The sequence below is a fragment of the Pedobacter gandavensis genome (assembly GCF_032678745.1).
Lineage (GTDB): Bacteria > Bacteroidota > Bacteroidia > Sphingobacteriales > Sphingobacteriaceae > Pedobacter > Pedobacter gandavensis_C.
This window is the reverse complement of the sequence record NZ_JAVTST010000005.1, coordinates 315,103-340,432: the sequence shown is the minus strand read 5'-3', so window position 1 is coordinate 340,432 and position 25,330 is coordinate 315,103. Positions and strand designations below refer to the sequence as shown.

General features: G+C 42.9%; 6 protein-coding genes. 1 reads left to right on the top strand and 5 read right to left on the bottom strand.

Translation table 11 applies throughout. The annotated features are described in order from the left end of the window. The first annotated feature begins 318 nt into the window (after positions 1–318). Positions 319–2,859: an ATP-dependent Clp protease ATP-binding subunit gene (locus tag R2S10_RS17625; RefSeq protein ID WP_316841723.1), complete on the top strand. Its 2,541-nt coding sequence runs from the start codon at positions 319–321 to the stop codon at positions 2,857–2,859. Positions 2,860–2,961: 102 nt separating this feature from the next. Here the strand turns inward: R2S10_RS17625 and R2S10_RS17620 are convergent, their stop codons facing one another. The 5 genes from R2S10_RS17620 to R2S10_RS17600 form a co-directional block, all read right to left on the bottom strand. Beyond that, positions 2,962–3,783, bottom strand: a complete 822-nt coding sequence (locus tag R2S10_RS17620) for an alpha/beta hydrolase family protein (RefSeq protein ID WP_316841722.1) — start codon at positions 3,781–3,783, stop codon at positions 2,962–2,964. 8 nt (positions 3,784–3,791) lie between these two features. Further along, positions 3,792–4,658 (bottom strand): ROK family protein, encoded by an 867-nt coding sequence (locus R2S10_RS17615; protein ID WP_316841721.1) that lies wholly within the window; start codon positions 4,656–4,658, stop codon positions 3,792–3,794. 264 nt (positions 4,659–4,922) lie between these two features. Further along, positions 4,923–6,917: an OmpA family protein gene (locus R2S10_RS17610; RefSeq protein ID WP_316841720.1), complete on the bottom strand. Its 1,995-nt coding sequence runs from the start codon at positions 6,915–6,917 to the stop codon at positions 4,923–4,925. Between the two features lie 15 nt (positions 6,918–6,932). Beyond that, the gene (locus R2S10_RS17605; RefSeq protein ID WP_316841719.1) at positions 6,933–7,928 is read right to left on the bottom strand and encodes a type IX secretion system membrane protein PorP/SprF; all 996 of its coding nucleotides are present in this window, start codon (positions 7,926–7,928) and stop codon (positions 6,933–6,935) included. 21 nt (positions 7,929–7,949) lie between these two features. Beyond that, positions 7,950–25,121: a gliding motility-associated C-terminal domain-containing protein gene (locus R2S10_RS17600; RefSeq protein ID WP_316841718.1), complete on the bottom strand. Its 17,172-nt coding sequence runs from the start codon at positions 25,119–25,121 to the stop codon at positions 7,950–7,952. Between the last annotated feature and the right edge of the window lie 209 nt (positions 25,122–25,330).

Here is a 25,330-nt window from a genome sequence, read left to right as displayed (position 1 = left end):
TCGAAATTAAAATAAAGAAAAAGGTCTGTTAATTCCCCGACATTCCACAGTACAATAATTGTACAACCTATTGAACCTGAAAAAGAAAGCCCCTAACCTCAATTTAGAAATTCGTATATTTATACTGACATATTTGCTTAGGGGTTAGGGAAAGTAGCCAATTAAGTCAGCAATTGGTAAGATTCATGAAATATCGGCAGTTCCAACATCCATTTCCTTCCCTATGGCGTAATTGTTGATAAAATAAAAGAATCGGGGGCTGCCTTTTTATAAAACAAATTTTATAGTTTAGAGCATTCCCGATTTAGAAAGGTATATATGGAAGCTAAATTTTCTCCACAAGTAAAAGACGTGATATCTTTTAGCAGGGAAGAAGCCCTGAGATTAGGTCACGATTACATAGGCGCAGAACATCTTTTGTTGGGCCTTATTCGCGAAGGCGATGGTATGGCCATAAAGATATTAAAATCGCTGGGTGTAGACACTTCAAAACTACGTCGCTCGATAGAGGATTCAGTGAGAGGTACGTCCAGTGTAACGGTCAACCTGGGGAATATCCCATTGACTAAGCAAGCCGAAAAAGTTTTAAAGATCACATACCTGGAGGCTAAAATCTTCAAGAGCGATCTGATTGGAACAGAACATCTGTTGTTGTCCATCTTACGTGATGATGATAATATTGCTTCTCAAATCTTATTGCAGTACAGCATCAATTATGAGATTTTCAAACAGGAAGTTGAAGTGAATAAAAACGGTTTCAGAGATGAGACTCAAAATAGCGCATCAACCGGTGGTGATGATGATTATCGTGAAGAAGAAAGCTTTAGCAGTCCTAAGAAGGTTTCGGATATTAAATCTAAGACTCCAGTATTAGATAATTTCGGAAGAGATTTAACGAAAGCAGCAGAAGAAAACCGCCTGGATCCTATAGTTGGTCGTGAAAAAGAGATTGAACGAGTGTCTCAGATTTTATCGCGTCGTAAAAAGAACAATCCAATCTTAATTGGTGAACCGGGAGTAGGTAAATCTGCGATTGCAGAAGGTCTTGCTTTGCGTATTGTTCAACGTAAAGTGTCCAGAGTATTGTTCAACAAACGTGTGGTAACCCTAGATCTGGCCTCTTTAGTGGCAGGAACTAAATACCGTGGTCAGTTTGAAGAACGTATGAAAGCGGTGATGAATGAGCTGGAAAAATCTACAGATGTGATCCTGTTTATTGATGAAATCCATACCATTGTAGGCGCTGGTGGCGCTTCAGGCTCTTTAGACGCATCTAATATGTTCAAACCTGCTTTGGCAAGGGGTGAAATTCAATGTATTGGTGCAACTACCTTAGATGAATATCGTCAATATATTGAGAAAGATGGTGCATTAGACCGTCGTTTTCAAAAGGTAATGATTGAACCTGCTACACCTGATGAGACCATTGAGATCCTGAATCGTATTAAAGAAAAGTATGAGGATCATCATGGCGTAACTTATACGGATGAAGCAATTAATGCTTGTGTGGCCCTGACTTCAAGGTATATTACCGATAGGTTCTTACCTGACAAAGCGATTGATGCTTTAGATGAGGCTGGATCAAGAGTGCATTTAACTAATATCCACGTTCCAGAGAACATCATTGATATTGAGAACAAGATTGAGGAAATCAAACTTGAAAAGAATAAAGTAGTAAAAAGCCAGAAATATGAAGAGGCGGCAAAACTAAGAGATACAGAAAAGAATCTTTTAGAGGAGCTGGATCGTGCAAAAGCAGAATGGGAAGCTGATACCAAAACTAAACGTTATACAGTAACAGAAGATAACGTAGCTGAGGTAGTTTCTATGATGACTGGTATTCCGCTGCAACGTGTAGGACAAACAGACAGTGTGAAACTGTTGAATATGTATGATACTGTAGCAACGAAAATTATTGGTCAGGATGAAGCGATTAAAAAGCTTACCAAAGCTATTCAACGTACCAGAGCAGGATTGAAAGATCCAAAGAAACCAATTGGTTCATTTATTTTCTTAGGCCCTACTGGTGTTGGTAAGACTGAATTAGCGAAAGAACTTGCGCGTTTCATGTTTGATAGCGATGATTCCTTGATTCAAATCGACATGAGTGAATACATGGAGAAATTTGCAGTATCCCGTTTAGTGGGTGCGCCTCCAGGATACGTAGGATATGAAGAAGGTGGACAACTGACTGAAAAAGTACGTCGTAAACCTTATGCAGTAATCCTATTGGATGAGATTGAAAAAGCACACCCGGATGTATTTAATATCTTATTGCAAGTATTAGATGAAGGTCAGCTGACAGATAGTCTTGGTCGCAAAGTAGATTTTAGAAATACCATTATCATCATGACTTCTAATATTGGCGCACGCCAGTTAAAAGATTTCGGACAAGGGGTTGGTTTCTCTACTACAGCTAAAACAAACCAGGTAGATGCACATTCAAGAGGCGTAATTGAGAATGCTTTAAAACGTGCCTTTGCTCCAGAATTCCTAAACCGTGTAGATGATGTAGTAGTTTTCAATACCTTAGGTAAAGATGAAATCTTCAAAATCATTGACATTGAGTTGAAATCATTGTTCGGTCGTGTACATAACTTAGGTTATGAAGTGAAATTAACTGACAGAGCAAAAGACTTCATCGCAGATAAGGGATTTGACATTAACTTTGGTGCAAGGCCCTTAAAACGTGCCATTCAGAAATACCTGGAAGACCCTATTGCAGAAGAAATTTTAAAAGGCGAAATCAATGATGGCGATACGCTGGAGATTGATTACAACAAAGAAGATGATCTTATAGTGGTAGAAAATAAAAGCCCAGGTAAGAAAAAGAAAAAAGAAGAAGGAAGTATCGAATAATACGATCAACAACAATAAAGAAGCCCCTTATAGCTCAACTGTAAGGGGCTTCTTCATTTCTATCACTTTTTCCAACGGGAACAGTTTTAGTTTATCTACTGATTATCCTTTATCAAAGAAATCACGGAAATACAGCAACTGATAGCCTATTGCATTTTTCCAGTAATCGAAATTATGTGATCCCGGTCTGATGGTAAAATCGTGGGGAATATTACGGTAGTTCAAATCTTCATGTAACTTCTTATTGACAGCAAGAAAAAAATCATCCTTTCCACAATCAATGATCAATGCCAATTGGTTTGGAATCAGGAGATGCGTCATATTCAGCACACTATTCGCTTTCCAGAGTTCTGGATGTTTTGCATAGCTACCCAATCTTTTTGCAATGTCCCAATTACCAGGAAAAGGTGTTATATCCACACCACCACTCATACTTCCCGCAGCTGCAAATACATCCTGATGCTTAAAAGCAAGATATAATGCACCATGGCCTCCCATACTCAAGCCGGTAATTGCACGGGCTTTTCGATCTTTAATTGTCTTGTATTTGGCATCGATCTGCACAGGTAGCTCTGCAGCCACATAGGTTTCATACTTCCATTTGGGATCCTCCGGACTATCAAAATACCAGCTGGAAAAATTCCCATCTGGACACACCAGAATCATTTGGAACTCATCCACATACTTCTTAAGATTCGGTACGTTATTTATCCAGGCATTATAACTACCTCCATATCCATGTAACAAATAAACGGTAGGAAAACTCTTCTGCTGATCGTAATTCTCAGGCAGTATCACAACCGCTTTGATGTTCTTTTTCATTGCAGTGCTATAGGTCTGCAGTGTATCTACCTTTGCTGCAAGCACAGCAGAAATAGGATTAAGCAGGTACAACAACCCTGCAATAAAAAAGTATTTCTTCATATATTCAATTAAGCTAATGCATTAGCTGCACCTACAAGTGCCGCATCTTCCCACATTTCACTTTGTCTGATAGCTACTGTTTTATCTGTAATTTTAGCATTCAACAGGTCAATAAAATGATTCCAGGTCTTTGCGATATTACCACCAATCACCACAACCTGCGGTTGCTCCTGTGCGATAAAATCATTCAGAAAGATACTTAGATTGTCTGAAAACTCTTCAAATATTTCATTTTTAACAGCTTCATCAGCTTCATCCAACAAAACCTCTACATTTTTAACTTCCTTACCGGTAATCTCTTTATACTTTTTCAGGAACCAACGCGTAGAAATATACTCTTCTGCAATACTGTCTTTAAACGGACGAAATGCCCAGTTCATATCTACCGTCACACCGCTACCGTTACTCGTAGAGCCTAATCCAGTACCCAGGGTGATCCCAATTGCTCTTTCCTTATCGGCTGCAGCTCCAGATGCCAGTTCGCCTCTTAGAAACGCTTCTGCATCATTGATGAATACAATATCTTCCTCAGCGATCTCCAGACGTTGCGCCAGGATCTCTTTCACATTTACCCCATACAAAGCATCATATTTTTCCTGATTCTGCATCATGGAAATCCCTTTTTCATAATCAAAAGGTCCAGGCATAGCAATACCGATTTTAGAATTTTCACCGTTCACACGTATAATCAACGCAGAAAGGACATTCAACCAGGACTGCAGAATCACTTCAGCACTATCCATAGCCGCTACTCTTTCTCTTTTCAGCGTGTTTTCAATTACCTTAAATGTGGTTGCATCAACATGAGCGGCAGTAATGTGAGAGCCTCCTATATCCACACCTATATAAGGAAGTTTTGTTGAATTTGAGTTCATTGTATTCGTTCTCTATTTTTTAAAATCTCAGCAAATTAAATAATTCCTTTTAGATTATCTAATTGTTATTAAATAGTTTTAGCAGTTATTTTAAGCGATATAATTCAGGAGGTTATCGAATTAAAGCTAAACTGATTTCGATCCCTCTCCCCTATAGCCAACTGTAAAAGCCCTGAACACTCATCTCCGGCAAAAAGACCATAAAAAAAACAGCCTGTCATCTTAAAAAAAGAAAACAGGCTGCTCTTATTTATTTCAAAAAATCTAGTTTTTGATAATTTTAAATTCTGTCCTTCTATTCATTTGATGTTCTGCATGGTCACATTTCACACCATTTCCACATTTATTGAGCAACATCGTTTCTCCATATCCCCTAGCATAAATGCGAGAACGGTCGATACCATGATCTATTAAATATTGTACTGCGGCATTTGCTCTTCTTTGAGATAGCCATTGGTTGTATTGATCGGCTCCCCTACTATCTGTATGCGATCCCAATTCAATAGAAATTGCAGGGTTTTCTTTTAGAATAACCAGTAGTTTATCTAATTCTTTCGCAGCATCCGGCCTAATATTCGACTTATCAAAATCATAATAAATGTTTTTCAACACATAAGTCTTACCAGGTTCAAACTTCTCTTTATCCAGGAAGGCCTGCATCGTTAAAGTATCAGATTTAGTCAAGCCTCTAGTACTTAAAGTTTTTAAATCCTGTGTATATCCTAATTTATTAAAGGTTACGTTATAGTCCTGATCTATTATTAATCCAAAAAAGAAATTACCATCCTGCTCGGTCAACTTAGTATTCACTTGTTTTCCGTTACCATCAGTTAAAGTAACTGATACATCTGCCAAACGAGCTTTACTTTGCTGGTCAAAGACAGTACCTGCCAGGGCCAATATCATGACTGGAGGAGTTTGATCAGAGAAGCTATAGATGTCATCATCACCAGCACCACCTTGCCTGTTAGAAGACAAATATCCAAACTTACCATCCTTCGTAAACAAGTAAAAATCATCACTAGTAGAATTCAGAGGATACTTTAGGTTTTCAGATTTACTCCATTGCGCTTGCGATCCAATAGCTCGATAAATATCATATCCTCCCATTCCAATCTTGCCTTTAGAAGCATAAAACAATTCTCCCTTAGGCCCTAAGGTTGGAAAAGCTTCCTCTTCAGGAGTATTGATTTCTGCACCACAATTTATGGGTTTCCCCCAGCTACCATCTGTGTGCAGCTCGGAAAACCAGAGGTCTGACTTACCAAATCCCCCAGGCATATCGGACGCAAAATAAATTACTTTTCCATCATTAGCAATTGCCGCATGTCCAAGAGAATAAGCTTTTACATCATTATAGGGGAAGGATTTCAAATCCCATCTATCTCCATTTTTCCGGGCTATTACCAACTCCAGTCGACGGGTATATAAACGATCTCCTCCTTTTGTTTTGTCTAGAGGGATCAAGCTCGCAGGCGCTCTAGTAGCTATTGTCACAAAGGCCAAATCTCCGGTACTATTAAATACTACGGGGCCTACATGATACTCTGCTTTGGCGGGGCTATTGTCTTCTGTAACGATAGGAAGCTCTCCTTTTAACTGGCCATCAGCAGTTGCACTGAATACTTTTAACCATGGATTCCCATTCCATTTATATAGATCATTTCCTTTGGTTTCTCTAGCTAAAGGGCGCTCAGAAGTAAATACAAAGCCATCATTTCCAAAGGCAGTTAATCCCCAATCCGCAGATTTAGTGTTTAAGGATGCTATATTTTTAATCTTGATATCTTTAGGCATCCTGATCCATAAAGCTGCGCTATCACAAGATGCTATTTTTAGCTCGACCTCTTTTGGCTTTCCAGAAAGCTCAGCATACTTCGAATACTCAACTTTGGCAAGATCCAACTTTTCATTCCTTTGCAGCGCTTCTGCATAATAATAATGACTCAATGGACTGGCCTTAGGGTCTGCTACTACTTTCGCATACCATTTTTCGGCATTGTCATAATCATTCATCATTCTATAACAAGTGGACAGTTTCTCCAATAGTTTCACATCTGGATGTTTCCGCTCTGCCAATGGCAGATATAATCTGGATGCCGGATAATACTCATAACGGTTAAAAAACACATCTGCTTGTTGTTTTCGGCTCAATTGTTCTTGAGCCATCGCATAATTCCCTAAAAATAGCGCCAGTATTCCAATGATCAATAGCCTGGTCATAAAACGATCTGGACTTTTAAATGCTGTTCTGTTCATATCCTTCTTTGCAGCTTAAAAATAACGTGGACTCAATACCCTTGCTTTCTTTCCAGGGAAACTCATGCTTAATGAAAATTCATGTGATCCACTTTGGTAACTAGAAAGTCTGCTGGTGGTATAATCATAAGAATAACCCAGACGGAAACGATTACTCATTTGAAGCTCTACAATTCCCGCAATGGCATCGCTCTGATTCAATCCACTCTGCAGATTTTTCTTATCCCATAAAGTTACCCCTGTACGATAAGAAGCCCCTAACCAAACCACTTTACTAATCAATAAATAAGCGTTTAAATCTAAATTTGTAGGCCCTTTAAAATCCTCTTTCAGCATAAAACTAGGTTTCAAATCCAAAGATTCCGACAAAGGAATCATGACTCCACCAGTCACATACAGGTGCCGTACCTGACGAAGCACTTTATAGTCTCCTTCAGTAGCAATATCATTACTCCTCATCCCAGATAGTAAATCCAAAACAGAAGCTCCAATATAGAATTTCGGTGTATAAAAATAAACCCCAACCCGTACATCCGGTCTCAATTTACTTTCATTTCCTATTGGGATCACCCCATCGCCAAGATCGGTAGATATGAATTTTGAACCATCCAGATTATATTGTGTAGCTCCCACACCTATACCAAAACTCAAACGTTTCGTATCTTCTGCATCCAGCTGTAAACGGTAAGCATAATTCACATAAAAGGCAGAAGTATTCTGGGGTCCCAAACGATCGGTGGAAGCAATAAATCCAATCCCCATTTTCTTTCTTTCCGAATCGATAATACCATCAAAAGAAGCCGTACCTGTACGTGGCGCACCATCAATCCCCACCCATTGCGAGCGGAAACTAAAATTCGCTGTCCAATCTTCTTTATAACCGGCATAAGCGGGGTTCACAGCTAGACCATTAAAAACATACTGACTAAACTGGATCGTCTGTTGTGCGTATGCACTGCTCATACCAAGTACGAACAGTGATACTAAACCATATTTCTTTAAATCTCTCATTGAAGCGTCTTCTTAAATGTTCTACCTTTTAATAAATAACCAACCTTTAAACGATGTTGTCGATCCGGATTTCTCTCTTCTCAATATCAGGTAATAATAAGTACCTTCATTCAGCTGACTACCATCCCAATCATTGTTATAGTTGTCGGAGCGGTACACCTCATTACCCCATCTGTTAAAAATCGTCACCTGAGTGCCCGAATAATTCTCTAGTCCTTTGATTTTGAAAGTATCGTTGTTGCCATCACCATTTGGTGTAATGATATTCGGAATGATAAAATCAGCGTTATCTACCGTAGTGGATACTGTATTACTATTTACTTCCGGAGTACCCGTTGCAGATATGGCTCTTGCGGTGTTCACCAGTTGGCCGGTAAACGATTTAGATACTGTACCTGTAATTGTCAGTAAAATTTTATTTGCTGTTCCTGCTGGCAGATCTACGACCAGATTTACGCGGCTACCTGCACCTGTGCTACCGGAAAGAATCTTTCCAGCACCAATCTCTTCAGCAGTCCATTTTACATTTTGAATATCGGAAGCTACCAAATCGGTAATCGTTAAATTATCCGCATTACTTAGAGAAGGATTCAGCACCTCTACCACATAAGTAATCGTCTCACCAGATTTCAATTGCGCCGGGCCAGTTTTACTTAGCGTCACCGCTGGTGTTTTACTGACTGCTGTTTCTGATGGCGGGGTAACTACCAGAGGAATGCCTGGTTCAGCAGGTTTTGCTGTAGCAATATTGCTTAGCGTCCCTGCGAAAGCTCCATTTACTGTTCCCGTTACGGTAATGGTTATTTTATTAGCCGCACCTGTTGCGATATCTCCTGTTACTGTTACCGCATTACCTGATCCGGTTGCACCGGCAGTTACTGCAGCAGTTCCAGCAGTAGTAGTTGTCCATTTCACATTGGTAATTTCCGCAGGCACATTATCGGTCACCAGCGTTCCTTTAGCATTACTTAATCCTGTATTTCCAACTTCAATCACATAGGTAATATTTGCACCTGCACTGATGGTAGCCGGGCCAGTTTTCTTAATGTTCAGTAATGGTTTAGCAACAGTAACGGTGGTTACTGGAGGTGTCACTACTGGGGGGTTACCCGGTTCTGTTGGCGTCACCGTAGCTGTGTTACTTAAGGTACCCAAATAAGCTGCATCTACTTTTCCGCTCAGGTTAATCACCACACCATCTGCAGCACCGGGAGGAATTGTAGCTGTTACGCTTAACGCATTTCCTGTTCCGGTTAATCCATTACTAATCGTTGCTGCTCCATTCGCAACAGCCGTCCAGGTTACCCCGGTTAACTGTGCTGGAACCACATCCTTGATCACTGCATTTTGCGCAGTCCCCGGGCCATGGTTAACCACCGTAATCTGGTAATTCATCAGGCCACCTGCGGTTATTGTCGAAGCTCCTGTTTTAGTGATTTTCAGTGCAGAAAGACTCGTTACCGTCGTGCTCACCTGCGCATTAATTACTGGTTTAGCAGGATCTGCAGGCGTCAATGTTGCTTTATTGACCAATACTCCGGTATAAGTAGGATTTACCTTACCGATGATGTTGACCAGGATGCTGCCATTTGCAGGAACATTCGCCGTCAATGCTACTGCATTCACATTGCCCGTAGCCCCTGAACTAATGGTTGCCCCAGCATTCAGACTCGTAGTCCAGGAAACATTCGTTACCGCAGGATCTACCAAATCCGATACTTTAACACCTATCGCGTCTGATGGCCCTTCATTTCTAATCGTCAGTGTATAGCTGATAGCTTCTCCTGAATTTAATGTGCCAGGACCACTTTTCGCCAGACTTAAACTTGCATTATTTACAATTGCTGTCGTTACCGTATTAGAAGGAACTGATGGATTACCCGGCTCTAAAGGCTTAATTGTTGCCGTATTGCTGATATTTCCAGCGGTAGTTCCTCCAGGAACCAATCCGCTGATATTTACGGTAATGATGCCATTTCCAGCTGGAAGATCTGCCCTGATCAACAGCGCATTGCCTTGTCCGTTTGCACCTGAGTTGATGACCGCCGCGCCAGCAACACTGCTGGTCCATTTTACATTGGTTAATTGAGCAGGAATCGCATCTGAAATCTCCGCATTTACCGCATTACCCGGACCAGCATTATTAATGGTCAGTGTATAATTCACAGTTTTACCTGCTTCAATAATATTCGGTCCTGTTTTCACAATTTTCAGTGCAGATTTATTCAAGACATTCGTGGTGACTGGTGGAGAAGTTACCGCTGGATTACCTGGTTCAGCAGGCGTCACCGTAGCGGTGTTTACAATTGGTCCGCTGAAACTTGCATCGATCGTACCATTAACCGTAATCGTCACCTCAGCATTAATACCTGCGGGAATATCTGCATTTACGGCTACTGTATTTCCTGTTCCAGTAGCTCCAGAATTGATCAGCGCATTGCCTGTAGCAGTGGCTGTCCAACTTACCGCTTTTATTCCTGCCGGCACCACATCTCTGATCTGTGCCTGATTTGCGTTACTTAATCCATTGTTGCGTACTTTGATTGTGTAAGTGATCGCAGATCCAGAAAGTCCATCCTGAGGACCAGCCTTACTGATCGTTAATCCAGAAACGGAACTGATTACTGTTTTCACTTCACTGGTATTGTTGGCCATGTTAAAGTCGACAATACTTACCGGTAAAGTCACCGCAGCGATGTTGCTGATATTTCCAGAAGGCATATTGGCATTCACCGTACCGTTCACGGTAATCAGCACATAGTTGGCTGCACCAACCGGCACATCACCGTTCACTAATACCGCATTGGTCGTACCGGTAGTTGCTCCATTAACGCTCGCATTACCCACTGCCTGAGCCGTCCAGCTGACCTGACCAATCTCCAATGGAACATTGTCCTTGATCGTTAATCCAACCACATCTCTTGGCCCTTGGTTGGTTACTTTAATCGTGTAAGTAATCGCAGATCCGGAGATCACTGCCTGTGGACCAGATTTCTCTACCTTAATATCTGTGGACTGATTCACGGCAGTAACTACAGAGCTTTTACGTTCTCCGTTGGCAGTTACCGTCACCGTATTTGTAAACACCGCGTTGGCAGTAGCTCTTACAGTACCCTTCACCATAATCAATACAGTTGTATTCGGATTCCCATCAGCAGGAATATCCGCAGAAGTTACGATTGAATTGGTTGTACCCTGAGCAGCTCCATTCAGCGTTGCTCCACCTGTTGCGGTAGCAGACCAGCTGGTTACCGCTACATCATTAGGTACCGGATCGGAGATCATTGCATTGACAATATTTCCTGCACCACCGTTTCTTACGACAATTGTGTATTCAATCGGATCGCCGATATTCACCGTTGCCGGACCACTTTTCGATACTTTAAGCACTGGATCATTGTTGATTATTGTTGGCACCGTACTGGTATTTGAACCCAGATCCGGATCAATAATCAGGCTGCCAGCAGGGAAATAAGCGGTAGCCGTATTTGTAAACACTGTTTTATCTAAATTATTTGCTTTTACTTTTCCAAGGATACTGATTTCAATGACACCTGTTCCTGAAGGTATTCCGCCAATCAGGCTGATGTTACCGGTTCCTGAAGGCTGACTCAAGCTGGCTCCACCCAGAAGGGTGCTAGTCCAGGTTGCTCCTGCTTCCAGATTTGGCGGGATCACATCATTGATCAATACACCAACCGCATCACTTGGGCCATCATTCACAATACGAAGGTTATAAATCATCATTTCTCCAACCGCAATATCTGCTGGACCTGATTTAGTGATTCTGACATTCGCGACCTTACTGATCGAAGTCGTTACCGTACTAGTCGCCAGTGTTGGGTCTGTCACTCCTGCTTCTGGGGTAGCTAATGCAGTATTGATCAGACTGGTACCTGTAAAATTCGCATTCACTTTTCCGGTCACCACAATCTGTATGCTTGCATTCCCTGCAGGAATTGCCGCAGTTAGGCTTACATTACCAGTTCCACTAGCCGGACCACTAATTACCGCACCATTTTGTCCGGTTGCAGTCCAGTTTTGTACGGTAAAACCAACCGGCAGATTGTCTGCAATAGTTGCAGCCGTTACATTACTCGGACCTGCATTTTTCACATTAATCGTATAGCTGATATCAGAACCTGCGACAACAGCGGCAGGTCCTGTTTTCGAGATCTGCAGGTCTGCAATTTTAACCACATCCGTCGTTACTTCTTCAGAAGTTACTGGAGGATTTCCTGGTTCCGATGGCGTTGCAGTAAATCTATTTTTGAGGGAGGCTCCAGTAAAGCCTGGATCTACCTGTCCTTTGATCGATACCCAAATGATATTTCCAGCTCCTGCCGGAATATTTACCAATAGGTCTACATTACTTCCGCTGCCAGTACCATTCGAGACCACACTTGCAGTTCCACTTGTACTGCTTGTCCAGGTCACATTGTTAATTCCTGCAGGTACCACATCAGTGATCGCCAGATTAACTGCGTCCCCAGGGCCATCGTTATAAACCTGAAGGAAATAATTGATGGTTTCACCGGCAGCAATTGAACCTAGCACAGATTTCACTGTTCTAATCCCCAAAGTACGAGATACAGTAGTGGTAATGGTATTGGAAGTTACCGGAGGATTGCCTGGTTCCGAAGGTGTAGCGATGGCCACATTTGTCAATGTTCCGGCAGCAGCCGAAGCTGGCACTTTTCCAGTAATGGTTACTAAAATATGGTTGGCCGAACCGGCAGGAATATCTCCTGTCAGCTGCACATTATTGCCCGTTCCATTTGCACCTGTACTTACTGTAGCCGTTCCTTGTGTTGCTACTGACCAGGCTACCCCGGTTAATCCGGCAGGCACTGCATCCGTGATACTAAGGTTACGGGCATCAGAAGGACCGTTATTTCCTGCCAGTAAGGTATAAGTTACCGTCTGACCCGCTGAAATCTGTGATGGGCCTGTTTTAACCAGGCTCACCGAAGAGACAGAGTTTAAAGTAGTGGTTACTGTTGAACTTGCAGGAACTGTTCCGTCTTCTGCGGGGGTGATGGTTGCTTTATTCACCAGATCTGCGGTTGCAGATGGGCTAACTATCCCTTTAATGGTGACCAGTATGGTACTTCCCCCACCTGCAGGAACATTTACATTTATAGAAAGGTTATTGGTATTTCCTGTTGCACCGCTGATGACAGCTGCACCTCCTTTTGCGACTGTATCCCAGATTACCCCGGTGATATTTGCAGGAATCACATCAGTAATGGTGGCATTGTCTGCATTGGCTTTTCCTGTATTGCTAATGCTTAGGGTATATACAATTTCCCCTCCTGCAGCAATAGTAGCCGGCCCGTTTTTCGTAATGGCCAACACTGGCGTCTTGCTAACAATAGCCGTAGTTGAGGCATTTACCGGTACCGTATTCGGTTCTGATGGCGTAGCAATTGCAGTATTACTCAGGTTACCATTGTACGAAGGATCAACTTTTCCTTTTACTGTAATCGTGATCAGGTTATTAGCACCTGTAGGAATATCACCGTTTAAGAGCAGCACATTTCCCGTACCGGCAGCACCGGTATTGATCACGGCGGCTCCGGAAGCTACACTGGTCCAGCTCACATCACTCAGTAAAGCAGGCACTGCATCCGTAATGGCCAATGCGGTTGCATTACTCAATCCGGTATTTCCTGCAACAATTGTATAAGTGATTTCCGATCCGGAGATGACCGCAGCTGGCCCCGTTTTAACCAGCGTAATACCAGGTTTGGCGTCCACTACAGTTTCTACTGGCGGCGTAATTACGTTGGGGAAGTTAATTAATGGCACTGCAATAGTGGCCACATTTTCCAGTTTTCCAGAGAAAGCAGGGTTTACCGTTCCTTTTAGAGTAATCGTGATTTTATTGTTGACATTACCTGCTGGAATATTGGCGGTTAGTGCCATAAAGTTACCAGTCCCAGTACCTCCGGCAAGAATCGATGCTGCTCCTCCTGAAACAGAAGTCCAGCTTACATTCTGTAATGCAGTAGGTACATCATCCACGATGATTAACCCGGAAGCATTACTCAATCCATTGTTTACCGCAGTAATGATATAAGTTACCTCTCCCCCTGCCGTAGCCGTAGGTTGTCCGGTTTTAGTGATCACTACTATTGGTTTTTGATCGATATTAGTTTCTACAGGGTTACTGTTTACCGGAACAATTCCAGGTTCTGCAGGCGTCGCAATGGCCATATTGACCAATTTACCTTGTGCAGCAGGATTGATCGTTCCGCTTATGCTGATGCTGATTTTATTAGCCGCACCAGTAGGAATATTCGCATTTAACACCACATTTCCAGTACCAGAACTTGCCCCATTAATCGTGCTGGTTCCTGCTGTACTGGCTGTCCAGGTCACTCCGGTAATTGCCGGATCAATCTGATCGGTAATGTTCAGGTTCTTCGCATTACTCAAACCGGTATTGCTTACTTCTACTACATAAGTGATGGCTCCACCGGCAGTGGCTGATGCAGGACCTGTTTTATTAACTACAATTACCGGAAGCTGATTGACCACAGTTTCTACTGGTGGCGTAACCACTGGCGGAATACCTGGTTCTTCCGGTGTAGCAGTGGCGATATTGCTCAGCGTACCTGCAAATGCAGGATCTACGGTACCTTTAATGGTAATTGTGATTTTGTTAGCGGCACCAGCTGGAATGTTTCCTTTAATCAATACTGCATTTCCAGTACCTTGATTCCCGCTGATGATACTACCGGCACCGGCAGTACTGCTGGTCCAGCTCACATTTTTAATATTTGAATTTACCGCATCCGAGATGACCAGGTTACTGGCATCACTCAATCCGGTATTATTGACTTCAATGGTATAACTGATTTGTCCACCAGCGGTAACTGTAGCAGAACCTGTTTTACTAATATTGATTTCAGGTTTTTTCGTTACTACTGTTTCTACCGGCGGTGTCACCACTGGAGGATTCCCTGGATCTACCGGAGTCACCGTAGCAATATTGCTTAATGTACCTGCGTAAGAAGCCAGGATAGTTCCGGTTACTTCAATCACGACTTCATTTTGCTGACCTGCAGGGAGGTTTGCTTTCACACGTAAAGTATTCCCTGTTCCATGAGCACCTTCTGTAATTACTGCAGCACCTAATCCTGTCGCTGTCCAACTTACGTTTTGCAGCTGTACCGGAATCGCATCTGAAATCAAGGCATTCAGCGCAGTACTCGGTCCGTTATTGATCACCTTAATCTGGTAAGTCATCACCTGACCTGCAACTGCAGTATTGACTGCACTTTTACCAATCTGTAAATTCGTCAATTTACTCACCTGTGTTACTGCAACCGCATTCACTGGCTCTTCGCCAACTTCCTGCGGATTCAACACTGCGGTATTCGTTAAGATACCTGCAAATAAAGGATCTACTATTCCTTTCACATTTACCAGAATCGTTCCGTTTAATGGAATATCAGCTGTTAAATCTATATTATTTCCAGATCCTATATCACCATTGGTAATTGACGTACCACCGCCAACAGTACTCGTCCAGGAAACATTCTTGATGTCTGCAGGAACCGCATCTGTTAATCTTGTTGCAGTAGAATTTGAAGGACCTGTATTTTTAATAGCTAATGTATAAGTAATATTTTCTCCTGAATTTAAGGTTGGAGGGCCTGATTTTGTTAAGCTCAGTGTTACATCTTTCACAATTCCTGTGGTCACCTCATTAGAAGTAACTGGTGGATTATTAGGATCAGGAATTAATGGTGCCACACTGGCCGTATTACTCACCGTTGACAACTGGCTGTTTGCTGGAACATCTGCCAGAATCGTGACTACCAGATTACCTGCACCTGCTAAGAAATTAGCGGTTACTGTTAGTGGGTTTACATTTCCGGTTGCACCTGCAGTCACTACTGCACCGGTAGTGGTAGCCGTAGTCCAACGCACATTAGTCAAGCCTGCAGGAATCTGATCAGTGATAACCATCCCTACTGCATTACTTGGCCCTGCGTTGTTCAACAGCAATTGATATTGAACTGTTGTTCCTGCAGCCACACTTGATGGTCCTGTTTTCACAATGTTCAATGCCGTTTTATTCGTTACCGTAGTAGTTACATTTTGCGAAGTTACTGGCGGGTTTCCTGGTTCAGCAGGCGTCGCTACTGCATTATTTACCAATGAGCCAGCAAAAGAAGGATCAATCGTTCCTTTCAGTACAATGGCCACCTCATTCCCTGCACCTGCAGGAATATTCGCGGTCAGCGTAACCAAGTTATCTGCCCCTGCAGTACCTGTTGCTCCTGAAGTAATATTTGCAGCACCAACCTGAGAAGAAGTCCAGGTCACATTTTTTACGTTTGCAGGAACGGCATCAGTAATTACTGTGCCTATGGCATTACTAGGTCCTGCATTCGTTACAATAATCGTGTAGCTGATTTCTGATCCCGCGACAGCATCTGCAGGTCCCATTTTACGTACGGACAAGCCAGATTTTGAAGCCACTGTTGTTGAAGCAGTACTCGTATTATTAGTGAGATTAAAATCAGACACGCCAGCAGGAAGTGTTAAGCTTGCGGTATTGTTAATGGCAGTCACATTAGTAGCTGGATCCACTGTCCCCTGAACATTAATTAAAATGTAATTGGCAGGATCCGCATCGATTGAAACTGTGGTTTGTACGCCATTTGTATTTCCATTAGTTGCACCAGTAATTGTTGCCGTTCCGAAAGCTGTAGCCGTCCAGTTTACATTTTGAATAACCGCAGGTATTACATCTGAAATGCTAAGTCCTGCCACATTTATTGGACCATCATTACCAATTTTTATCTGGTAGTTAATTGGAGAACCAGCAAGAATACTTTGAGGGCCATTTTTCTCAATGTACAGATCTGTAGAAGCATTTAAAGCAGTCACCACAGCACTTTCTTTAACGCCATTTGCTTCCACTATAACCGTATTGGTAAAGGTCGCTTCAGCTGTTGTTTTCACAATTCCCTGAATAGTGAGTCTGATCACCGAAGGAGGATTCCCCGCTATTGTAGATGGGATATCGCCATAAGTGATGACTGCATTACCAGTTCCAGAAACGGTTCCGTTCAGCGCCCCCTCTATAAACGCGCCATCTGAGGCCACTGCAGTCCAGCTGCTTACGGCCACAGAATTAGGTACCACATCGGTAATAGCCGCGTCCGTAATGTTGCTCAACCCATTATTTTTAATCTCTATGGTATACGTAATCGGATCACCAATATTGATCTTACTTGGTCCGCTTTTCGATACTGCTAAATTCGTTTCTACGACAACAGCAGTAGTCACAGAACTCGTATTAGACCCCAGGTCAGGATCTGCAACCTGACTTCCTGCAGGCAAAAGCGCAGTGGCTGTATTTACAAATGCGCCCGTAGCTGCCGGACTCACTGTTCCTTTAATAATCACTTCTACTACCCCTGTTTTGGAAGGTATATCAGCACTAAAGGCTACATCCCCACTTCCAGTAACCATATTGTTTGCTGCTCCACCGTTTAAGGCTGCTCCGGTTAAGGCCTGAGCCGTCCAGCTAACACTGGTCACTGGAAAATTTGGAATAGTTCCAGGGAATAAGTCTCTGATCAGGACTCCTGTTGCGAAACTAGGTCCATCATTTACAATTCTTAAAGTATAGGTAATCGGTTCACCGGCTGTAATATTTGCTGGACCAGATTTAGTAATTCTCACATTGGCAGAGCGGCTAATCGCGGTAACCACAGTACTTGTTGCCGGTGTTGGGTCTATCACGCCTACTTCCGGAGTGGCGGTGGCAGTATTAGTTAGTATGCTTCCTGTAAAACCTGGATCAATTGTTCCGCTTACATTGATCGTTACCGTTCCTGAATTCGCAGGAATAGCCGCCAGTATATTGATGCTATTTGTGGAACCTGAAGCCGGGTTGGTATTGATCACCGCGCCATTTTGAGCGGTAGCAGTCCAGGATACTCCTGTAATTCCCGCAGGAACCTGATCCACAATACTCGCATTCGAGGTATTTGATGGGCCTACGTTATTTACTGTAATCGTATAATTTACCGTTCTACCTGCAATCGCTGTTGCCGGGCCTGTTTTTGAAATCTGCAGGTCTGCGGTTTTATTGATTAGGGTAGTGGTAATATTTGATGTTACAGTAGGATTTCCTGGTTCCAAAGGATCAACGGTAAAGGTATTCACCAATTGTGTTCCTGTAAAATCAGGATCTACTTTACCTGTTACCATGACCAAAATTATATTCCCGTTTCCTGCCGGAATATTACCGCGTAGACTTAGGGAGTTCCCGGTACCTGTGACGCCAGAGATGACCGTTGCAGTTCCACTGGTAGCGGTTGTCCATTGGAGATTGGTTATTCCTAATGGCAACTGATCTGCAATCAATAAATTCTGCGCATCACTAGGTCCAGTATTTTTTATTTCTAATCGATAAGTGATGTTCTCCCCTGCTGAAAGTACAGCTGTTGCAGATTTAACGGCAGAGATGGTCACTTTTTTATTGATGATAGTCGTAATCGTATTTGAATTTACCGAAGGTACACCAGGTTCCGACGGACTAGCTTTGGCCACATTGGCAAAAGTAGTAGCCGAAGTATTTGATGGTACCAGACCAGTGATGGTGACCAGGATTCTATTTCCGCTACCCGCAGCGATGTTCCCAATTACGGTTACACTGCTACCTGTACCAGTCGCTCCAGTAGTAATTGCTGCGGTACCTTCTGATACTGCGGTCCAGGTTACATTGGTTAAAGGAACTGGAACGCCATCGGTAATATTCAGGTTAGTAGCATCCGAAGGACCAGTATTACCTGCAATTAGGGTGTAAGTTACTGTTTGCCCTGCAGCAATCTGCGAAGGGCCAGATTTTGACAACGTAATTCCCGGAACAGACTGCAAGGTCGTCGTCACCGTAGAACTGGATGGATTAGCACCAGATTCTGATGGCGTTACAGTAGCGGTATTTACTAAATTCCCTGTTGCTGCCGAGTTCACATTACCCTGGATATTTACCCGGATCACGTTAGTTAAGCCCGCAGGAATATTTGCATTAAAAGTCAAAGCATTTGTATTTCCTGATGTAGCACCTAGGATTGTAGCAGTACCTCCCGCGTCGGCTGTTGCCGTCCAACTTACATTGGTAATTCCTGCTGGAATCGCATCTGTAATTGTTGCATTACTTGCATCCGAAGTTCCTGTATTATTAATTGTTAAAGTATAATTGATTTGCTGACCTGCAGAAATCGTTGCAGGACCAGTTTTTTGGATCGCTAATACCGGTATTTTATTAATTGTTGTATTGCTGGTTGCCGATTTAGCCACCGATCCAAACTCTATAGGAGTAACTGTTGCAGTATTACTTAATGTTCCAGCAAATGAAGCAGAGACTTTACCTTTCACCGTTAAGGTAACAGTATTATTAGCACCCGCCGGAAGGTTTGCATTTAGACTAATTGCGTTTCCACTTCCAGTGGCAGTACCATTGATGACACTTGCTCCACCAGCTATTGCCGACCATGTTACCCCAGTAATTGTTGCCGGTACCTGATCTGTAATCGCAGATGCTATGGCATCGGAGCTACTAAAATTATTTACTATAATAGCATAGGTAATGTTTTGTCCGGCAAGTAATGTTGCAGGACCGGTTTTGGTAATGCTCAGTTCCGGTTTACGCATGGCGATAGTCATGACAGAAGAGCTAACTGGTACTCCAGTGCTTTCTGAAGGTGTTGCCGTAGCTGTATTGGTAAAATTGTCACCATAACCAGGATCTACCGTGCCTCTGATGGTCAGGATCACTTTATTAGCTGCTCCTGCCGGAATATCTGCCACTACAGCTATATTATTCCCAATTCCTGTTCCACCTGCATCAATAATAGCCGTTCCTCCAACCGTAGAAGTCCAGGTTACATTTTTAACCACTGCCGGAACCATGTCTGCAATTTGTAGGTCAACAGCGTCAGAAGCACCAGTATTGGTTACCGTAACCGTATAAGTAATTTGCTGTCCTGCTGGAATGGTTGCCGGACCTGTTTTCAAAATACTCAACACTGGTACCCTGCTCACTTGCCCTGTACTTGTTGCCGATTTAGGGACTGTCCCAGGCTCTGCAGGAGTAGCTGTAGCCGTATTTGCTAAGCTACCCGAAAAAGCAGAACTTAAAGTTCCCGTAATATTAATGATGATTTTATTGGCCACACCGGCAGGAAGGTTTCCAGTTACGCTAATCGCATTAGCGGTTCCATTTCCTGTACCAACTACCGAGGCTGTCCCTTGTGTACTAGTACTCCAGGTTACATTACTCAGATCAGCAGGTACCGCATCTGTGATCACTAAAGCTTTCGCATCTGCAGTACTGGTATTCGTTACGGTAACTACATAACTAACTTGTTGACCTGCAACTAAAGTAGTAGCACCGGTTTTAGTAATCGTTAATACTGGGGTACGACTCACCTGAGTGATTACTGTAGAACTCGATGGGTTACCTATCGACTCCGATGGCTCAGCAGTAGCGGTATTACTGATACTGCCGCTGAAAGATGGGTCCACCGTTCCATTAATGGTTACCAAAATTGCATTTGCCGCTCCTGTTGGGATATTTCCGTTCAGATTGATGAAATTTCCATTTCCATTATTTGCTCCGATGATCGAAGCTGTTCCCTGCACAGTTGCCGACCAGCTCACTGTTTTTATATTGGTAGGAACAGCATCTGTAATATATGCGTTCAAGGCATCACTCAAACCGTTATTGGTCACTTTCAAAGTATAACTAATCGGACTTCCTGCCTGCGCATTGGCAGGTCCGTTTTTCAACATCGACAATCCTGATTCGCTAGCAACAGAGGTCACTACCGTATTCGAATTTACCGCAGGAACATTTTCCGTTGGAGTTGCTGTTGCTGTATTTCGGAAGATTGATCTTACGGAAGACTGTACCGTCCCATTAACATTCAGCACTACAGTATTACCTGATCCCGCAGGGATTGTTGCATTAAAATTGATATTATTTCCAGTTCCACTGTTGTTTCCAGTAAAGCTTGCCGTTCCGGTTTTACTTAAGCTCCAGTTCACATTGCTAATCTCTGATGGAATAACATCTTGAATCGCAGTTCCAATTGCATCACTGGCACTTGTATTTCTTATTGTGATTTTATAAGCAATCGCATCACCCGCAATCACATTCGAGGGTCCCTCTTTTTCCAACACGAGTACTGGTTTTCTATCCACTGGACTGGTTACTGTAGAGATTGCTCCGTCAGGATCTGGAATAATTGGAGAAGTTACCGTAGCAGTATTCACCAGATTACCGGAGTAATTAGCAGCAACAGTACCATTCACATCTACTGTAATGCTGTTACCAGCACCGAAAGCTAGGTTACCAGTTATATTTACGGCATTACCAGCAGAAGTATTCTGGGTAATTGCAGCGGTTCCCATGGCATTGGCACTAATCGCCAATACGGAAATATCAGCAGGCACATTGTCCAGTAGTTTTAACCCGGTAGCATCACTCGGGCCATTATTAGTGGCCACAATGCGATAAACAATCGGTTGTCCGGCAACAAATGGTCCAGGAGTTACTACTGATTTCGTTACTTTAATATCTGCGAGTCTGGTATAAGTGATTACCACTTCATCAGAAGAAGAAGCACAAGTACCATTTGATACTGTCCAGATTAAGGTTGCAGTGCTTCCGGGCGCAATAGTAACCAAAGTATTTGCTGCGGTTGGTGTGGCAATTGTTGCAGTACTTCCTGCTTTAACGGTCCATACTCCTGTTCCAGAAGTTGGCACATTGGCATTCATAGTAAATGCTCCAGAATTGTATTGTATAATATCCGGACCTGCATTTGCAGTTGTTGGATTATCGAAATTAGTCAATGTTACATTGCTCACTGATGATGGACAAGCGCCAGCACTAATGGTCCAGGACAAAGTCGCTGTTTTTCCTTTTGCAATGTTCACAGTTGTATTTGCCAGATTCACATTGTCAATAGTGGCTTGTCCTGATACCACGGCCCATACTCCTGTTCCTAAAACCGGAACATTTCCGTTCAGTTGGAATAAATCTACGGCACATTGTTGTTGATTAGCACCTGCATTCGAAGGTGTTGGGGCAAGATCAATATAAATAATTACTGGAACACTAACAGACGAACATGAACCAGAAGTCACCGTTCTACGGAATAGCGTCATTTGAGACACAATTCCAGGAGTTAAATTAGCTGTATTGCCACCTATTACCGTATAGCTATTACCAGCATCGGTACTTTTTTCCCATTTGTAAACATAAGTCCCATTGCCGCCAGTTGGTATCGTACCTGTAATCACACCAGGATCGGTTGGCCCACAATAAGCTGTTACGACTGGCGTAGTTAGTGCGTTTCCAGAAATTACCGGAGTTATCGTAACGGTAACCGCAGGACTGTTTACCGGATCACAGCCTGAAGCGGCTGAAATTACCGTTCTGCGGTAATAAGTAGTTTGGCGAATTGGACTGCTTACGGTATAGCTAATTTGTGTTGCACCTGGAAGGTCAGCAAAACCTGTAGTCGCACTCGTTGTACTACTTTGCCATTGATACCCATAAATCTGATCTCCTCCCGTAGCAGGAGTTACCTCATTAAATGTTGCTGGCATGGCCGATTCACAAAAGGCTTGATTTGCACCAATAGTTCCTGCAGTTAATACCGGATTCACCGTGAATTTAATTGCATTACTGATATTTGCGACTGAACAAGCTCCTGATGAAGCCAGACGGCGATACCAGGTTGATACGGTGATATTTCCAGGATCATAATTTACTCCGTTTGCAGTAGCAATATTTACATAGGTTACATTATCTGTACTGGATTGCCATTGATAGCTTGGTGTTCCAGTACCGCCCAAAGCTGCTGAACCCGTCATCAATCCAGGATCTCCTGTACCACAAAGCGCCAGGTTGGCTGGAGGAACAATGGCGTTCGAACTGATTACAGGTTGAACGGTAACCGTTACGACGTTACTAGTATTTACACATGCGCCACCAGTCACACTTCTACGGTAAGCCGTAGTTGCCGTTAATGCGGGAGGCGAATAGTTTGGCTGATTACTCTGGCCACTGGCTGCTGTCCATGCTCCTCCATTAATGCTTTGTTCCCATAAATAAAGATAACTACCAGATCCCCCGCTTACCGCCCCTCCTGTTAAACTAGCTGGTATCAAACCTGAACAGATCGTCTGATTGGCTGTTATGGTATTTCCGGTGATTAAAGGTTGTACCACCACGTTAATAGTGGTCATAGGCCCTTCACAGGTTCCGTTACTTGAGGTCACATAATAACTTGTAGTACCTACTGTAGTTGTTGATGGCGTTGGTGCAATGGTACTGCTCATTCCACCTACAGGAACAGTGTACCATTTTAGATTTGTACCCGTCACAGTTAGTGGCACTGCGGTTGCTCCTAAACAATAGTTTACCGTTGTGGCTTCTACTGTTGGTGCCGCAGGAATGGCATAGGTCAGAACCGAAGCAGTATTATTTGTCGCATCCGTGTCTCCTATATAACTTACTATTGCAGAATTTGTCCAGGGGCCTCCCGTAGTAGGCCCTAAAGCCTTGATTGAAATTGGCGGATAAGCAAAACCTGATGCCAAAGGATCAGCTAGTGTTCTAATAAAACTATAAATTCCCCCGGATAAGCTAGACGTCCAACCCGAACCAGAAGGAGTTCCTATTACAGTGAATCCTGGAGGAGGGGTATACCTTACCGTGACCAAACCAACCGTTTGAGTCGCTCCCTGATTGGTTACCGTATAATTGAAAGTATTTCCACCAGGTACATAACAGGTTTTATCTACTGTTCCAGAAATCGCGACATCCACACTTTGTCTTAATACATTTGTGGATACCGTATAATAGTTATTGGTTAAATCGCTATCCGTAATTCCCGTGAGTGAGGGATCTACTCCTACCGAGTTTTTAAGAATGCTATTGCTATAATTGTTATTAATCGTCCCTTTTATAGTGAAAGTACTGGTGGTATTTGCCGCCATATTTAATGTGGCATTGAAAGGATTTGTTCCGCCTGCTACTACTGTTCCATTCGTATATCCAGGTGATGTATTTCCAGGATTACCATTATTACTGAAAGCAATGCTGTTGATCGTAAAGTCAGCTGAAGTAAGAACGGTATTATTGGAATTTCTTATGGTATCCGCCAGTTTCAAATTGGCAATTGCCGCGGCAGTAGAGTTAGTAACGTTAACAGTATAAGTCACATCCTGGCCAGAAACCGCACTTGATTTGTCGACAGTCTTATCTACACGAACACCACCCGGAGTAGTAATGATTACGTTTCTGATCTCATGATAATTGGTGAATCCTCCTGTTGATGATGCAAAACCCAGTTTTAAATTTTTAGGAGGAGCTTGTGCAATGGTTGTCGCTGGTAAGATCGTCACAAATGCACCGCCTGTACTGGTTTTCCATCTTACAGTGATGCTATATTTACCGATATCGACTCCACTGGTAATCGGCGTGATGTCCATCTGTACCCTTCTATAAAAAGCAGTTGGTGCTGGGCGACCAGTCAGATTAACAGTTGCATCATAATCCACACTTGCTGGTGTATTTCGCGCAGTAATATAAGTGTAAGTAGGTGCCGGGCCACGCAGAACCACAGCATCTTTACCTATAGCAGAATTCCCTCCATTTTTACCATCTCCACTGTTTGAATAATTTCCAAATTCATCTAATCCGATCCCAATATAACCACCTGAAAGTCCTGGGCTGGTTTGATTAACACGAGTACTATTGGCATATCCCAAAGAGCCCCCTGCTCCACCGATAGAAAAAGTAGAGGTAGCCGCATCAAAAAGAAACACGGAAAAACCATCAGCCCCATCCGAAGGGTTTGTCCTTCTCCAGGCTACATATTCAAAATCAATAGACACCCCTAAAGTAGAGGGGAAACTTTGATTTACATAACCATAGCCCAATTGTCCATTCGTTAACTGCGTGTCATTGGTTAGCCTTAGCCAACCATTACCCACCGGATCAATAGATCCGGATGTTAACACCGCATTTCCTCCAATCGTCACGTTACCTGTAGAGTTACTTTTAAAGTTCTCTGTAATCGTAAACTGAGCATTTGCTTGTTGGCTAAAAACAAGAAAAAACAACAAACAGAACAAAAATTTCATTTTATCAGCAAAAGCCAACGCGATTAACGAAAATAATTTTGACGGAGATTTGGATACAGAAGATCCTCTGGCAGGAGCCAAATAGAGAGGTAAATTTGTAATCATAGGGGTAGATATAATAAATAAAGGTATTCTTCGTTGCCAACAACAAGTTACTGAGCCTTTACAATCTACGTTCCACCTTAAGGGAATTTACCCACCTTTTTTAA